Raw genomic sequence first — 14,962 nt, 5'->3', positions numbered from 1 at the left:
TGCCACGGAAGTCAGTCGTAGAGAACGACGAAGTCACCGGATGCGTTGGCCTGCCCGGCCTGCGCATTCTGTGAGGGCGATGCGTACCAGGCGCTATACGTCAGCTGTCCACTGCCACCGGCGGCAATCGTCAGCCACCGCGTCGGGTCATCACCGATGCGCTGGTGATTGTCGTCCGCGTCATACAGCGCAACCCCGACGTTGCGTGCTGTCGAGGCCGCTGTCAGTGCGAGATTGCCGGTGCTGTCATGCTGCGTACCACCGAAGCGGACGCCAACCTTCTGCGCGGCACCGGAGCCGCTGCAGTCAAGGTTGATGGTGAAGTTCTTCTGGCCTGCACGTGTTGCCGCGTTCACCGAGACAAGATCAACCTTGCCCATCGGCACGGTGATCGCGCCACCGGTCGTGCCGACCGTACAGGTGGACGTTTCCAGCGATCCGGTGATTTCCAGGCGCTCGGCGTGGGCCAGGGAGGGAATCGTCAGGGCCAGGAAGGCCCCGCACAGCAGTTGCGTTTGAAGGGGCATGGACTGTTCTCTCTGCAATGGAATCCTGCACGACAGCGATGTCGTGGGTTGGCGGGAGTCTGTCCGGGTGTAGTCCCCAACGATATGAAGAATGTTGCAAAAGCCCGTCATTGCGGCAATTGCAACTTTCTGCATGGGCGATGGCTCGGCAAGCGCGTACGGTGCGTGTCCCCGCCTTTGCCCCAGTAGATGCCAATGATGTCGCTCTGTCCTGCATACGCTGGCTGCCTCGCCCTGTTGGGAGCGACGGTTGCTTTCAGTGCGAGCGCGACCTGCCGCGCACCGGGGGGCGACGCACAGCTCGATCACGTTTTCGACGTCGCCTTTACCGACCGTGCCGATATCACTCTGGGCTTCCATTCTGGAATGCTGACCCTGGTCTGCGACGCAGGTGAAACGCAGATGGAGGAGCTGCTTCAGCTGACCGGAATGAAGTACGTTCGCGACGTGCCCTGGGGGAGCCGCGCGATTGCCGCCTACGAAATGGATTCCACCTCGCCCTTGTTGGCCTTCAGCTACAGCTATGGTGGCTGCGAAATATCCGATCCCGAATGCCCGATCGAGGAGGTCGAGGAAGGTGGCGTTCCGCTGCGCGACGGTGTTCCGAGCCGGTACTCGCTGAATGGAGCAAGAAAGAACGTCACCGTGCAGGTCATCGCGTTCTCACGGGGCGGACCAATGCACGACGTGGCCCGCCGGCCTGCGGGCTCCCTGCGCACGACGTCTGGCGGCACGGGTGGGTTCCATCGTTTCAACCTTGGTTTCCGCTTTCGTGCCCAGACCTGCGCGGTCACTCCGCAGAACGTCGACCTGGATCCGGTGGACGCGGTAACCCTGCAGCGCAACGGCAGCGCGGGCGAGAAGTCGTTCAATGTGCGCGTCAGCTGTGCCGCCTCCGGGCGCCGACTGGTTCTGGAGCTGGTGGACGTTCACGATCCTGCCAGCACGTCAAACACGCTGAAGGCGGCGCCGGGCAGTACCGCCAATGGTGTGGCAGTGCAGATCCTCAGTGGAGGGAATCCTGTGCGGATGAAAGCCCCCTGGACCCATGGCGCCGCATCAGGCAGTGCCCTGCCGGTTCCATTCAGTGCGCGCTACCTGCGCACGACCGGGACGCTGCGCACCGGATCGATACGTGGTGAAGCAACGTTGCTGGCAGATTACTACTGAGGTGCGTCGCGCATGAATGGAATGCGGGCATGATCCCTTCCACTACGCCGCGTCCAGGTCTGTGTGCTTCACGGCTTGCATCGGCCATGGCATTCGCTCTGTCGGGACTGGCGTTACCTGCCCACGCGGAGACCGAAACGGGCCTTGAATTCAGTGACGGCTTCCTCGTGGGTGGGCGAACCATCGATATGCGTCGCTATGTGCGCGGCAACCCCATGCCCGCAGGCGACTACCGCGTTGATGTGCTGGTCAACGGCCAGTACCTGCAGACACGCGACATCACCTTCGTAGCGGGCGACGACCCTGACCGGGCGGGTGCCTGCCTGTCTGCGGATCTGCTGCGGGAGCTGGAACTGCAGGCCACCTATCGAATGGCGCTGGAGCGGGCAACGGGTTGTATCGACCTGCCGTCCGTGATCGCGGGGGCAACAGTGACATTCGACAGCGGCACGCTGCAGCTGCTGATCTCCGTGCCGCAGGCTGCACAGGCGAGGGCGGCACGAGGCCTGGTGCCGGTTGAGCTACGTGATCCAGGCATCAACGCCCTGTTCGTGGACTACAGCGCCAGCCATGGCCGTAGTGCAGGCGTCGATCGCAGCCACCTCGGCCTGCGCATGGGTGCGAACATCGGGAGCTGGCGCTTCCGCCATCGCACCGCCTTCAACCATGCGCGGGGGCAGGTGCGCCGTACCACCATCAACAGTTACGCCCAGCGTGACATTCCCGGGTGGAACAGCCAGCTGTTGCTGGGTGAGGGCAACACCAGTGGGCAGCTGTTTGACAGTGTGCCGTTCACGGGGGTGCGTATCGCCAGTGATGAACGGATGCTGCCTGATTCACTGCGCGGATATGCACCGGTGGTACGTGGCATTGCCGACAGCAGTGCAGTGGTGCGCATCGAGCAGGACGGTGTTGTCATCCATGAAGTAAACGTCGCTCCAGGGCCGTTCGCGATAGACGATCTGTATCCCACCAACTTTGGTGGTGACCTGCAGGTGATCGTAATGGAAGCCGATGGCCGGCAGCAGCAGTTCACCGTCAGCTTCTCGGCGGTGCCACAGGCGCTGCGCGCGGGTACGTCCCGCTCAAGCGTGACCGCCGGTGCACTAAGAGGCCGTCACGTCCTGCAGCGGCTGGGCTTCGCCGAGGCCACCCATGCGCATGGACTGAACAATCGACTGACAGCTCTCGGGGGATTGCAGCTGGCTGAAGGATACGGTGCCGGCCTGCTGGGGGTGGCGGTCAACACTCCTGTCGGCGCGCTGGGCATGGACGTCACCCATTCGCGCGCCCGCCAGGCGGACGGGCGGCCCCTGATCGGCAACAGCTACCGGGTGAACTATCAGCGCTACCTGGCAGAAAGTGGCACCAACTTCGGGCTTGCGGCGTATCGTTACAGCACCCGGGGCTTCCTCACGCTGCACGATCTGGCAACGGCCCGCTCGGACGAGTGGCATCCAGTGGGACGTGCGCGCCAGCGCTACCAGCTGAACTTCTCACAGAGGATCGGGGAGCGCAGCAGCCTGCATCTCGACGGCGGCCACGTCGCGTACTGGGACAGCACGCAGCGCCAGAATGATCTGCAGCTGAGCTTCAATACCGTTGCGGGGAAGGTCAACTACGGCGTATCCGTCATGCGTTTCCGGCAGGGAAACGGTCGTCAGGACACCCGCTACGACCTCACGGTCAGTCTGCCCTTGGGATCCCACGGCAGCACGCAGCGGACCAGCACCCGCGTGGGTCGCTCTGACGGTGGAGGCCAGGCCCAGCTGAGCCTGACAGGTGCGGTGGGAGAGCGTCGCGCGCTCAACTATTCACTGTCTGGAGAGCAGCGGGCGGGCGGGGTACGCAGCTGCACTGCATTCGCCGATTATCAAGGCCGCTACGCACATCTCAGCGCGGGCTTCACCCGAGCCGGGCATTTCAGCAGTCACACGCTGGGGGCCGCCGGCAGCATCGCCTTGCACCGTGGTGGGATCACCCTGGGGCAGCCAGTGGGAGAGGGATTTGCGCTGGTGCAGGCGCCCGGCGCGCACGGCGCCCGCATCGGAGCCGGCGCTGATCTCCGTGTTGATCGCCGTGGTTATGCGCTGCTGCCGCACATCAGCCCTTACCGCTGGAACCGCATTGATCTTGACCCGTCCGGTTTGCCGCTGGAAGTGGAACTCCTACAGACCTCCCGGCGCATCGCGCCGACAGCGGGCAGCATCGTACGTGTTCCGTTCGAAGTGCGACGCGAGCGCTCCTTGTTCATCGATGCGACGGACGCGCTTGGGCAGCCGTTGCCGTTTGCCGCGCGCGTGCAGGAGGAGAACGGCACGCCGCGCGGAGCCGTTGGGCAGGGGGGCGTGATTCATCTGCGCGGTGCCCAGGATGAAGGAGCATTGATCGTCGATGCCGATGGCCCCAGCCGCTGTCGACTGCTGTACCGCATGCCCGCCAAACCTGACGCCTATGGCCTGTCCTGGACCCAGGCGCTGTGCACGCCAATGGGCGACGCCGGGTTGCGGGTAGAGACCGCGATTCCAGGTCCTGACATTCAATCTTCGCTTGCTCCAGGAGAATCTCCATGATCGATCAGTACCGTCATCTGCCGGCCATGCTTGCATTGCTGATGGCCGCATCGCCGGCCAGCAGCCAGACACTTTCCATCAGTGGCCGAGTGTTGCCGGGTACCTGTGCGCTGGCCACCCCCGCCATCACGCTCGACAGCGTCAAGGCCGATGCACTCAATGTGGGCAACAACAATCTCAAGACCAGCAATCTGAATTTCACCGGATGCATCGGCGTCACCAAGGCACTGCTTTCCTTTGATGGGACCGCTGCGGAGGGCGATGCCCTGCGGTGGAAGAACACGGCGACGAGCGAGCCCGCCAAGGGCCTTTCCATTGTGCTGCTGGCAGGCGCGAGCGGATCGACACCTCTGAAGAAGGGAGACAAGGACATTCCTGTCATAGTGACTGGAGCGACGGCCAGCTACACGCTGCGTGCGGGCTACTACCTGCCCTCCACCAGTGGTATCAACGCGGGCTCGGTGCAGACCGAGATCACCATCACAGCAACCTACCAGTAGTCTTCATCCAGTCGCTGCATGGGGAAGAACTCAGGTTCCAATGAGCTTGCCATTGCGAATGGATGCTTCACCTCCATGCCGGATGACGTGCGCGTACGGCAATGACGACCTATCTCGCCTTGCCGATGTGCCGGCGAGGGGGGGAATGGTCGTCAGTCGACTGGGGTACACCGCGCGGAGAAGCAGATGGCAGGATCGAAGTCTTGACTGTATCTGAACGAAGGCCCCATCTGTCGTGATTGTCCATTGAGTGACTGTGCAGCCGGTGGCGATGCTGCCGGATCGCTCGCTACTGACCACGCGCATGTCCCCTCCCGAACGTTCCCACAACGCCGCCATCGATGGCCTGCGTGCATTGGCGGTGCTGGCCGTCGTGGTCTTCCACACCAATGCGGCGTGGTTGCCCGGCGGTTTCACCGGCGTGGATCTGTTCTTCGTGGTGTCCGGCTTCGTGATCAGCCAGTCGCTGGCCTCGCGCGCCAATGCGTCGCTGGGCGCAATGCTGCTTGATTTCTACCGGCGCCGCGTGCTGCGCTTGTTGCCGGCGCTGCTGGTGATGCTGATGGCGACCTTTGTGCTGTCGGCGCTGTTCATTCCCCGCGCGTGGCGCAACGAGCAGTTCGACCAGACCGGCTGGGCCGCGCTGATCGGCTTCAGCAACATCGTGCTGGCGGGTCAGCAGGACGATTACTTCTCACCCGGCGTGGAACTGAACCCTTTCCTGCACACCTGGACGCTGGGCGTGGAGGAGCAGTTCTACCTGGTCTTCCCGCTGCTGTTCTTCGTGTGGTTGCGTGGGCGTGAGCGCTGGCCATGGTCGCGTTGGCTGTTGCCGGTGTTGACCCTGCTGTCGCTGGCGTGGGCAGGCTGGCAGGCGCAAACGGCACCGGCGGCGGCGTTCTATCTGCTGCCCGCACGGTTCTGGGAGTTGGCCGCGGGCGCGCTGCTGTACCAGTGGATGCGCACGCGCACGCCGGGCCAGAACGGGGATGCGGTTGCCGTGGCCGGTCTGGCGCTGCTGGGTGCAGGCGTGGTGATTGCACCGCAGCTGGCGATGCCGGTTCCGGGCGTGCTGGCTACCGTGGCTGGCACGTTGATGCTGCTGGCGAGTGTGTCGGCGCCGGGTACATCGCGCATCGGCCGCGCATTGGGGTGCGCGCCGCTGGCGTATCTGGGCAGGCTGTCCTATTCGCTGTACCTGTGGCATTGGCCGCTGCTGGTGCTGCTGCGCTGGACCTGCGGCCTGCACGGTGCTGCGCTGTGGCTGTATCCGGTACTGCTGCTGGCGGTGTCGGCCGCGTCCTACCACTTCATCGAGCGCCCGCTGCGCAGTGCGGCGCCGCTGCTGCGGCTGGCACCGGCCAAGGTGCTGGCGATGGGGCTGCCAGTGGTCGCGCTATGCGGCGCAGGCGCGTGGGCTACGGTGGAATACCACGAGCAGATCTCGCTCAGCGTTACCCGCGATGGCTACGCATGGCAGGCGCGTCGCTATCCCGCATGGCGGTCGCTGGAGCCGGTGAGCGCGCCGGCGCTCGAAGGGCGGCGCCTGTTCGTGGTGGGGGATTCGCATGCGGCGGCCTACCGCACCATGACCAGCATGGTCGCGCGCCAGACCGGCATGGAGATGCGCCAGGATGACCGCGGTGGTTGCAGCTTCGTCAATCTACTGCGGGCCAGCCCGGCCGACTGTCGGGACTTCATTGAAAACGCATTGTCGAATATCGAGCGTGAGGCGCGTCCGGGTGACATCGTGCTGCTGGCAGCATTGCGCATGCCGGAGCTGCGTGGGTTCGATTGGCAGCGCCAGGATGCACAACAGATCTATCAACAGCTGTTGGACGAGCGCACCCCGGCCCATGCACAGGCCGCGCGTGACGAGGCTGATCGTGTTCTTGGGCGTTTGCAGGAGCTGGCCGTGCACGTGGTTGTGGATGCACCGCTGCCGTTGTTCAAGGCCGGGGCCTACCGTTGTTCGGATTGGTTCAACCGCCGCAATCCTGCCTGTGCCGGTGGCCTGAGCATGCCGCGTGCCGATCTGGAAAGGCTGCGCGCGCCGCAGATGGCGTTGCTGGCCGAGCTGGCGGCGCGCTATCCATGGCTCACGGTGTGGGACCCGCTACCGTTGCTGTGCGGGCCGCAGACCTGCTCGGCGGTGGAAGAGGGTGAACCGCTGTTCTTCGACAATGATCACCTGAGTGGGCATGGCAACCGCGTGCTGCTGCCCAGCTTCCGGCAGACGCTGATCGATAGTGCAAGCGACAAGTCCTTGTAGAGCCGAGCCCACGCTCGGCTTGCCACGCGCAGCGCGGGCTTGATCGGGACCGGGTCGACGAGCAGCCGAGCATGGGCTCGGCCCTAAAGGAGTGCACGCGGCCTATGCCAGCGGCAGCACCTTGCCTGGATTGAGGATGCCGTCCGGGTCCAGCGCGGCCTTGATCGCGCGCATCGTCGCCAGCGTGGCCGGGCTGAACGCCTGGGCCATGAAATCGCGCTTGGCCAAACCAATGCCATGCTCGCCGGACAGCGTGCCGCCCAGTGACAGCGTCAGTTCGAAGATCTTCGGCAGTGCGGCATGCGCGCGTGCGTTCTCGTCGGCGTCGTCCGGGTGGTAAAGAATGTTGACGTGCAGGTTGCCGTTGCCAGCGTGACCGAAGGTGACGATGGTCAGCGTGTAGTCGCGCGCCAATGCCTGTACACCGGCCACCAGTTCCGGAATGCGCGACACTGGCACCACCACGTCTTCATTGATCTTGCCGGGCGCGACCGTCCGCAGTGCCGGCGACAGCGCCTTGCGCGCCGCCCACAGCTGGTCGCGCGCGCGGCCTTCCATCGCCACGTCCAGCTCGATCATGCCGTCGCCTTCGGCGGCGCTGGCCAATGCCTGCAACAGATAGGGCAGGGTGTCGTGGTCACCATCGGCCTCGACCAGCAGCATCGCACCGGCCTCCGGAACATCGGCGCCATTGAGCCGCAGCAGCTCCAGGCTGCGTGCGTCCATGAATTCCAGGCGGGTGGGTACCACCGGCTGCGACATCAACCGCGACACGGCGGCTGCGGCGGCATCCGCATCGCGGTACAACACGCGCAGCCCGGCCTGGCTGACCGGCAGCGGAGTGAGCTTGAGGGTGGCTTCCACGATCAGCGCCAGCGTGCCTTCGCTGCCCACCAGCAGGTGGGTGAGGTCGTAGCCGGTGGAATCCTTGGTGTAGGCACCACCGCAGCGGATCACCTCGCCGGTGCCGGTGACGGCGACCAGACCGAGTACGTTGTCGCGGCTGGTGCCGTACTTCACCGCGCGCGGGCCACCGGCGTTGCAGGCCAGGTTGCCACCCACGCTGCAGATCTCCGCGCTGGATGGGTCCGGTGCCCAGAACAGGCCATGTGGCGCCAGCGCCTGCTGCAGCGTTCCATTGAGCACGCCGGGCTGCACCACGGCGCAGCGATCACCGGCACGGATCTCCACGATGCGGTCCATGCGGGTGAACGACAACACGATGCTGCCCGGCAACGGCACGGCTGCACCGGTGGTGCCGGTGCCGGCGCCGCGCGCGACCAGCGCTACGCCATGCACGCGACAGGCACGCACCAGTGCCTGCACCTGTTCGACGCTGGCGGGCAGCGCGACGGCAGCGGGGCGCTGGTGGCGCCACGAGTTGTCCTGCGCGTTCGCCTCCAGCGCGTTGTCATCCATGCGCCAGCCCTCCGCGCCCAGCAGGGCAGACAGTTCGGCAATCAATGCGGCGGGCAGGGCAGTACTCATGACAGATCTCGTGGGGCAGCAGGAGCGGGTTGGATCAGTTTCCAGGCAACAACGGCGCCGGCCAGCGGCAGCCAGACCCAGCGCAGTTCAGAGAGCAGGGTAGCGATGCCGCGCGCGCTGAAGAACTGCGGGGCAAACGGTGAAACGCGGATCGGCCGCCACGGGGCGAAGAAGCGCTGTTCGCTCCACGGCCAGGCCAGGGCAACGCCAAGGCCGCCGGAGGTCATGGCGTCGAGCAGGGGATGGCTGGCCGCGCAGATGAAGACGAACACGGTGGCTTGCATGGTCGATGCCACCGTTGGCCGCGCCTTGGTAGGTGCCAACCTGGGTTGGCACAATGCAGACCACAACGCCGCCAATGCGGCCAACACCCCGGCAAACAACAACGAATGGCTGGCACCGCGATGGCCGAACGCATCGGCATAGGGAATATGCAGGGCAAAGGCCAGTACATCGGCATCGGGCAGCATCGCGGCGACCACACCGGCGGCCAGCAGCCATGCCGGAATGCGGCCACGATCCGCGGCGCACCACAGCGCCAGAGGCACAGCGGCATGGGTGATGATCGAAGGCATCAGTCACGCACCATGGTCGTGCCGGCCAGGCTGCGCTCTGGTAGCTGCCAACCTTGGTTGGCACAGAAGCGCCGACCAAGGTCGGCCTCTACCAAAGCAAACGGTAGCCATCAGCAATCATCCAACCGGAACGCATCGCGCAGCCACTGCAACTGCGGCGGCTCGCCCGTAGCTTCCACCACATCAAAGCGGCACGGCGCATCGGCCAGCGCGGGATGGTCCTGCAGGTACAACAATGCGGCATGTGCCAGGCGCCGACACTTGCGCACATCCACCGAGGCCGCGCCGCCACCGAAATCAGATCGCGCGCGGTAGCGCACCTCCACGAACACCACGGTGCCGGCGTCGTCCATCACCAGGTCCAGCTCACCGCCACGATAACGCACGTTGCGCGCACGCGGCTGCAGTCCGGCCCGTTGCAGATGCTGCTCGGCGGCGGCTTCCACCGCCGAGCCCCGTTGGCTGCGCTCAGCGACCACCGACGATCGGCATCGGCCGGCCGCCATTGAAGGTGGACCAGGCCGGCTGGCGCAGGATGTTGCCGTTGCTGTCCAGGAACAGGGTGCCGGTGGCACCGTCCAGGCCACCTTCGTTGGACAGCTTGTCCAGGTAGGCGGTGATCTTCCAGGCATCGGCGCCGAAGGCGAACAGGCGGCCGGCCGCACCGCGTGCGCTGGGCAGGGTGCTGGCGACCTGGCTGGCCGACGGCAGGCCCGACACGCTGCGCACGTTCCAGGCTTCGTTCGGGTAGACGATGCCGTCCAGCGCCACGTCTTCTTCCATCTTGCCGCTGCCGACGGTCAGCTGCGAGGTGCCGACGCGGGTGGCGCCACCGGCACCGGCCAGCGCCAGCTGCGGCGCCAGCAGGCGAGCCTGCGGGGCGCGCACGGCGAGGAACACGGCATCGACCTGGCCGGCATTGCGCACCTGCGCACCGACATCGCCAACCGCATCGCTGACGCCGACCGTGGCCACCACCTGGCCGCCGCGCTGGGCGAAGCGCTGGGCGAAGGCGGCGGCGGCACGGCGACCGGTATCGTCGGCGCTGTTGATCACCAGCGCCTTGCCGCGCTCGCGGCCACGCAGGTATTCGGCGGCGACGATGCCGTCGTCTTCCGGCGCCAGCGAGAAACCGGCGCTGCCGGCCGGCGGCGCGTCCTTGCCACGGTTCAGTGCCAGCACCGGCACCTGCAGCTGCTGGCGGCCGTACACCGCGTCCACTTCGTCGCGGCCCAGCGGACCGACCACGAAGTCGGCACCGGAGGCGACGGCCTTGTCATATGCGGCCAGCGCACCGGCCGGGGTACCGGCGGTGTCGATGAAGTTGATGTCCGGGCGGCGGCGGGTCTCGCCGTAGTAGGCGGCGAGCAGGCCATCGCGCACCGGCTGCGCGGCGGTGGCCAGGCGGCCGCTGAGCGGCAGCAGCACGGCCAGCTTGGCCGGCGGGCGGTAACCGTCGCTCATCGCCGGCGGGCGCTTGCTGGTATCGAACTGGGCGGCGCCGTCGCGGTCGAACGGGCGCGGCAGCGGCAGGCCGCGTGCGATCAGCGCACGGCCAGCGAAGTTGTACAGCGGGTCGTTGGCCGGCAGGGCGGCGGCACGGCTGCGCAGGGTAGCGTCGTCGAGCGTGCCGAGCAGGCCGGCAATGGCGGCCTGGTTTTCGCTGCGGGCGCTGCCGGTCAGGCTGGCGTGCGCGCGGGCGCGCTCGGCGGCGGCGCCGAAGCTGTCGCCGGTGCCTTGCAGGGCATTCGCGCGTGCCACGTACCAGCGCGTGCGCAGGGCCGGCAGTACGTTGTCGCCGCTGTCCTTCAGCAGTGCCAGCGCCTGCGCCGGCTGCTTGTCGGCCAGTGCCAGCTCGGCGCCGGTCAGCTGGTAGCGCTGCAGGCTGGCGCCGGTCAGCTGGCGGGCGGTGAGCTGGCCCAGCAGGCTGCGCGCGCGAGCGCTGTCGCCGGCCAGGTGCCAGGCCCAGGCGGCATCGGCTAGGGCGTTGCTGCGGGCGCCACCTTTCAGGGTTGCGGCCAGCGCTTCCAATTGCAGGGCGGCGTCGCGCGGTTTGCCCTGTTCGATCAGCGCCAGCGCCTGGCTCTGGGCCGGCGATTCGGGCGCGCTGGTCAGGCTGGTGGTGGCACAGCCGGCCAGCAGCATCAGCGACAACGACAGGGCGGAGATCCGTGCGGCGGGCTTGTTCATGATCGGGTCCATGCGATGAGGGCAGCGGCCTTGGCCGGGTACACGCTACGATTCTACCCTTGCCCCGTGAGTACCGCTGAAATGAGTGTCCCAACCCTGTACGTCGTCGCCACCCCGATCGGCAACCTGGCCGATCTGAGCCCGCGCGCGCAGGAGGTGCTGCGCTCGGTGGCGGCCATCTGTGCCGAGGACACCCGCCGCAGCGGCCAGCTGCTGTCCCATTTCGGCATCCAGCAGCCGCTGGTGGCCCTGCACGAACACAATGAAGAGGCCCTGTCGCAACGCCTGGTCTCGCGCCTGCAGGCGGGCGAATCGCTGGCGCTGGTCAGCGATGCGGGCACCCCGCTGGTCAGCGACCCCGGCTTCCGCCTGGTGCGTGCTGCCCGTGCGGCCGGCATCAAGGTCAGCCCGATTCCCGGTGCCTGCGCCGCCATTGCCGCGCTGAGCGTGGCGGGCCTGCCCAGCGACCGCTTCAGTTTCGAGGGCTTCCTGCCGGCCAAGGCCAGTGGCCGTCGCGACCGCCTGCAGGCGCTGGCCGGCGAAGTGCGCACGATGGTGTTCTACGAATCCTCGCACCGCATCGCCGAATCGCTGGCCGACATGGCGGCGATCTTCGGCGGCGAGCGCCCGGCAGTGCTGGCACGCGAGCTGACCAAGCTGTTCGAGACCGTGCTCGATGGTGATCTGGCGGGACTGCTGGCCAAGGTGGAAGCCGACGAGAACCAGCGCAAGGGCGAGTTCGTGGTGATGGTGCAGGGTGCTGGTGACGACGAGGAAGCGCAGCTGGCGCATGGTCGCCGCGTCTACGCGAAGCTGAGCGAGCACCTGCCGCCGTCGACCGCCGCCAAGCTCGCCGCCGAGTTGACCGGTGCACCGCGCAAGGCGTTGTACGGGAGTTGATGGATCGTGCGGACCAAGGTCCGCACCCACCAGATCGGAATCTGCACCCACCAGGGCAGCGACATCGGTAGATCCACGCCATGCGTGGATGGATGAACCGGACGCCGCGATCGGCACGGCAGGAAGGACGTGCGTGCGCTAGAATATGCGCTGGCGGAGCCGGCCAGACAGTCGCGTCATCCCTTCGGGGGTGCCGAGGAAAGTCCGGGCTCCATAGGGCAAGGTGCCAGGTAACGCCTGGGCGGCGCAAGCCGACGGAAAGTGCAACAGAAAGATACCGCCTACGTCTTCTTCGGAAGGCCGGTAAGGGTGAAATGGTGCGGTAAGAGCGCACCGCGAGTCTGGCAACAGACCGGCACGGCAAACCCCACCTGGAGCAAGACCAAATAGGGATCCTTTGGCGCGGCCCGCGTTGGATCCGGGTAGGTTGCTTGAGCGTTGCGGTGACGTAACGCCTAGAGGAATGACTGTCCACGACAGAACCCGGCTTATCGGCCGGCTCCGCCTCTTTCTTCCATCCACGCATGGCGTGGATCTACTGATGCCATGCGTGGGGGATCTACCGGCGCCCATGCGTGGCGTCGGTGCGCCAGCATTACGGGGCCGGCTCCCTTTCCGCAGGAAAGGGAGCCGGCCCCTTTTTGATCAGCGGTACTGCCCAGCGGAAATGAACTGCTCGAACCGTTCGCACCACACCACTACGGTGGTGTAGTCGTCCACGTTGATGCTTTCGGGCACGTCCACCAGGAAGCGGTTGAAGGTCTTTACCTCGCCGATGCGCTGGGCCTGCGCCTTGGTCTTCAGGAAATCGGCCTTGTTGTCGACGAAGTCGCGGACCAGGTAGACCTTGTAATCCGGTCCCGGGCCCATCTTGCCGTCGAAGGCGACCTGGCGCGGGCTGACGCTGACCTTGCCTTCGGCCCAGTGCACCGCGTCGCTGCCCTTGAGGTGGCGACGGAAGGTGGTGTGGTAGCGGGCTTCGGCCATGGCGGCCTGCACCTGTGCGACCGGCGGGTCGTCGGGGGCGATCAGGATCGGCAGCAGGTAGATGCCCAGGCCGAAGCCCAGGCCGAGGGCGAGCAGGTGGGTGGCGGCAAGTACAAGAACACGGCGCATCGATGACTCCCTGTGGATCGGTGGGGCGCGCGGCAGGACCGCGCCGGGTCATCGTGTGGCGTGTGTGCAGACATTTATAGACACAGAAAACAGGTACAGGGTCAGAAATCGACCTGGCTCTGGCCAGGTGCGACGCCCTGTGGGCCGAAGCGGCGCTCGTGGATCTCGCCGTGGCCATCGGCATCGATCAGCAGCACGGTGCTGGCGCGGGTGCCGTAATCGTCGCCGCGGATGAAGGCCGGGCTCAGCCAGCGCTCGCGTTCCAGGCCGATGCCGGTGTCGGGCAGGTCGCTGTCGGCCGGGCGGTGTTCGTCGGCGAGGGCGTTCCAGAGCGGGGTCAGATCCCTTTCCCCTTGGGAAGGGGATCTGACCCCGTCTTCCTGCAGCCAGGCTTCAAGCGCGGCCATCAGCCGGCGGGTCTTCGGCCAGGGCGCATCCAGTGCGCCGTTGGACATGCCATGCACACCCGGGCCCAGGCTCTGGCGCTCGGCGGGGTGGTTGCCCAGGTACTCGAGGCTGTCGCCATCGGCCAGCAGCAGGTTGAAGGGTGCATACGCGCCCGCCACGGTGGCCAGCTGGTCGATATGCACGGCGGCGGGGTCGCGGCCGCGCAGGAAGTCGGCCACCAGTGCACCCCGGGACGGGCCGGTCTGTGCGGCCAGCGGATCACGGACATTGGTGACCACGGCCATGCGGCCGCCGGCGCCGACGCCGGCCCAGCCACCGCCGGAGCGCAGGTCGCGCCCTCCGATGACGGAGGTCTCATCCTGCCAGGGGGCCAGCGCCGCGGTCGGGCGGGCGTGGAACTCATCACGGTTGCCGGTCATCACCAGCCGCCAGCGCGGGTGGTGCATCCAGCCAAGAGCGAGCAGGCACATGGCCTCATTGTGCATCGTTTGCGCAGTCCGGCGGCGTTTCCGGCCGGTTCCGGATGAATGCGCAGGCGATGTTTCACGCCTTGTCCACAGCCCTGAACTTCCGTTCAATCTCAAAAATTGAGACGGATCAGCAACTTGTGGATAAGCCTTGAACAATTCTCTAAAGGTTGTTGCAAGCCATTGATGCGGCTGGCGATTTCCCTGCTGAAAAGTTGTTGACAACCCTTCGGCCGCTGCTAAGGTGGGCATCAGAGGGAAATCCGGGTGTTTTGTGGGTTTTCGTGGTTCAATGTTTCACCGGGCGAAGGATAGGTGCACGCGTCGTGTTCCAGGGCGAGACGGCCATCACAGTTGACGATAAAGGGCGCATGGCGGTTCCCACCGCTTACCGCGACCTCGTCGCGCGCGCCAGCAACAACCGTCTCGTGCTGACCTACAACCCGTTCGAAGCCGGCTGCCTGTGGCTGTATGCAGAGTCGGAATGGGAGCGGGTCCGCGACGACGTCATGTCCAAGCCCAACACCCAGCGCGTCGTGCGCCTGTTGCAGCAGAAGCTGGTCGGCTCGGCCGCCCATCTGGAACTGGACGGCAACGGTCGCATCAGCATCCCCGCCAGCCACCGCGGTGCGGTGGGCATTGAGAAGAAGGCGGTATTGCTCGGTATGGGCGACAAGTTCGAATTGTGGAGCGAGCAGGCGCATCGGGCCCTGATCCAGCAGACGTTGTCTGACGAGGATCTGGGTGATGGGTTGCTCGACCTGAAGTTGTGAGCC

At 66.2% G+C, this 14,962-nt stretch carries 13 protein-coding genes and 1 other RNA gene; 7 read left to right on the top strand and 7 right to left on the bottom strand.

Features of this window, described 5'->3' with window-relative positions; all coding sequences use genetic code 11:
• Nucleotides 1–11: 11 nt before the first annotated feature.
• On the bottom strand, nt 12–527 hold the full coding sequence (locus AC5P5S_RS12960; protein ID WP_043033817.1) for a fimbrial protein: 516 nt from the start codon (nt 525–527) through the stop codon (nt 12–14).
• 195 nt (nt 528–722) lie between these two features.
• On the opposite strand from AC5P5S_RS12960, the gene AC5P5S_RS12955 reads away from it, so the two are divergent.
• The 4 genes from AC5P5S_RS12955 (at nt 723) to AC5P5S_RS12940 (ending at nt 7,042) form a co-directional block, all read left to right on the top strand.
• On the top strand, nt 723–1,697 hold the full coding sequence (locus AC5P5S_RS12955; protein ID WP_158230231.1) for a fimbrial protein: 975 nt from the start codon (nt 723–725) through the stop codon (nt 1,695–1,697).
• An 86-nt stretch (nt 1,698–1,783) separates the two neighbouring features.
• A complete protein-coding gene (locus AC5P5S_RS12950; RefSeq protein ID WP_495276322.1) occupies nt 1,784–4,270 on the top strand; it encodes a fimbria/pilus outer membrane usher protein in 2,487 nt (828 codons plus the stop codon).
• Nucleotides 4,267–4,770, top strand: coding sequence for a fimbrial protein (locus AC5P5S_RS12945; protein WP_012479145.1), 504 nt, complete (start codon nt 4,267–4,269; stop codon nt 4,768–4,770). Before AC5P5S_RS12950 ends, AC5P5S_RS12945 begins: the two co-directional genes overlap by 4 nt.
• Nucleotides 4,771–5,041: 271 nt before the next feature.
• A complete protein-coding gene (locus AC5P5S_RS12940; protein ID WP_087802842.1) occupies nt 5,042–7,042 on the top strand; it encodes an acyltransferase family protein in 2,001 nt (666 codons plus the stop codon).
• Between the two features lie 102 nt (nt 7,043–7,144).
• On the opposite strand, the gene AC5P5S_RS12935 is transcribed toward AC5P5S_RS12940, so the two are convergent.
• The 4 genes from AC5P5S_RS12935 to AC5P5S_RS12920 form a co-directional block, all read right to left on the bottom strand.
• The gene (locus AC5P5S_RS12935; protein ID WP_012479147.1) at nt 7,145–8,530 is read right to left on the bottom strand and encodes an FAD-binding oxidoreductase; all 1,386 of its coding nucleotides are present in this window, start codon (nt 8,528–8,530) and stop codon (nt 7,145–7,147) included.
• The gene (locus tag AC5P5S_RS12930) at nt 8,527–9,105 is read right to left on the bottom strand and encodes a metal-dependent hydrolase (RefSeq protein ID WP_012479148.1); all 579 of its coding nucleotides are present in this window, start codon (nt 9,103–9,105) and stop codon (nt 8,527–8,529) included. The genes AC5P5S_RS12935 and AC5P5S_RS12930 overlap by 4 nt, the downstream gene beginning before the upstream one ends.
• Before the next feature lie 110 nt (nt 9,106–9,215).
• Nucleotides 9,216–9,584 carry a YraN family protein gene (locus AC5P5S_RS12925; RefSeq protein ID WP_012479149.1) on the bottom strand — a complete coding sequence of 123 codons (369 nt, stop codon included), beginning with the start codon at nt 9,582–9,584 and terminating at the stop codon, nt 9,216–9,218.
• Complete coding sequence (locus AC5P5S_RS12920; protein ID WP_049459446.1) at nt 9,574–11,295, bottom strand: penicillin-binding protein activator; 1,722 nt, start codon at nt 11,293–11,295, stop codon at nt 9,574–9,576. The genes AC5P5S_RS12925 and AC5P5S_RS12920 overlap by 11 nt, the downstream gene beginning before the upstream one ends.
• Before the next feature lie 81 nt (nt 11,296–11,376).
• Here AC5P5S_RS12920 and rsmI point away from each other — a divergent pair, with 81 nt between their 5' ends.
• The gene (gene rsmI, locus AC5P5S_RS12915; protein ID WP_005408070.1) at nt 11,377–12,195 is read left to right on the top strand and encodes a 16S rRNA (cytidine(1402)-2'-O)-methyltransferase; all 819 of its coding nucleotides are present in this window, start codon (nt 11,377–11,379) and stop codon (nt 12,193–12,195) included.
• A 155-nt stretch (nt 12,196–12,350) separates the two neighbouring features.
• An RNA gene (rnpB, locus tag AC5P5S_RS12910) (RNase P RNA component class A) lies at nt 12,351–12,702 on the top strand.
• A 138-nt stretch (nt 12,703–12,840) separates the two neighbouring features.
• Here the strand turns inward: rnpB and AC5P5S_RS12905 are convergent.
• Nucleotides 12,841–13,311, bottom strand: a complete 471-nt coding sequence (locus AC5P5S_RS12905; RefSeq protein WP_049397418.1) for a DM13 domain-containing protein — start codon at nt 13,309–13,311, stop codon at nt 12,841–12,843.
• Nucleotides 13,312–13,412: 101 nt separating this feature from the next.
• Entirely contained in the window at nt 13,413–14,189 is a 777-nt protein-coding gene (locus tag AC5P5S_RS12900; RefSeq protein WP_062607874.1) for an NRDE family protein, read from the bottom strand.
• 323 nt (nt 14,190–14,512) lie between these two features.
• Between AC5P5S_RS12900 and mraZ the strand changes: the two genes are divergently transcribed.
• A complete protein-coding gene (mraZ, locus tag AC5P5S_RS12895) occupies nt 14,513–14,959 on the top strand; it encodes a division/cell wall cluster transcriptional repressor MraZ (RefSeq protein WP_004143635.1) in 447 nt (148 codons plus the stop codon).
• Nucleotides 14,960–14,962: the final 3 nt, after the last annotated feature.

The sequence above is a fragment of the Stenotrophomonas sp. YJH_SMC_54 genome, assembly GCF_059368435.1.
The sequence above is the reverse complement of the archived record's forward strand: the minus strand, read 5'-3'. Positions and strand labels throughout refer to the sequence as shown.

What these genes read in the sequence shown, in the direction of transcription:
- AC5P5S_RS12900 (WP_062607874.1), bottom strand. Translation starts at nt 14,189, where the DNA reads ATGTGCCTGCTCGCTCTTGGCTGGATGCACCACCCGCGCTGGCGGCTG.
- AC5P5S_RS12955 (WP_158230231.1), top strand. Translation starts at nt 723, where the DNA reads ATGATGTCGCTCTGTCCTGCATACGCTGGCTGCCTCGCCCTGTTGGGA.
- AC5P5S_RS12960 (WP_043033817.1), bottom strand. Translation starts at nt 527, where the DNA reads ATGCCCCTTCAAACGCAACTGCTGTGCGGGGCCTTCCTGGCCCTGACG.
- AC5P5S_RS12950 (WP_495276322.1), top strand. Translation starts at nt 1,784, where the DNA reads ATGGCATTCGCTCTGTCGGGACTGGCGTTACCTGCCCACGCGGAGACC.
- AC5P5S_RS12905 (WP_049397418.1), bottom strand. Translation starts at nt 13,311, where the DNA reads ATGCGCCGTGTTCTTGTACTTGCCGCCACCCACCTGCTCGCCCTCGGC.
- AC5P5S_RS12920 (WP_049459446.1), bottom strand. Translation starts at nt 11,295, where the DNA reads ATGAACAAGCCCGCCGCACGGATCTCCGCCCTGTCGTTGTCGCTGATG.
- rsmI (WP_005408070.1), top strand. Translation starts at nt 11,377, where the DNA reads ATGAGTGTCCCAACCCTGTACGTCGTCGCCACCCCGATCGGCAACCTG.
- AC5P5S_RS12940 (WP_087802842.1), top strand. Translation starts at nt 5,042, where the DNA reads ATGCTGCCGGATCGCTCGCTACTGACCACGCGCATGTCCCCTCCCGAA.
- AC5P5S_RS12930 (WP_012479148.1), bottom strand. Translation starts at nt 9,105, where the DNA reads ATGCCTTCGATCATCACCCATGCCGCTGTGCCTCTGGCGCTGTGGTGC.
- AC5P5S_RS12935 (WP_012479147.1), bottom strand. Translation starts at nt 8,530, where the DNA reads ATGAGTACTGCCCTGCCCGCCGCATTGATTGCCGAACTGTCTGCCCTG.
- AC5P5S_RS12945 (WP_012479145.1), top strand. Translation starts at nt 4,267, where the DNA reads ATGATCGATCAGTACCGTCATCTGCCGGCCATGCTTGCATTGCTGATG.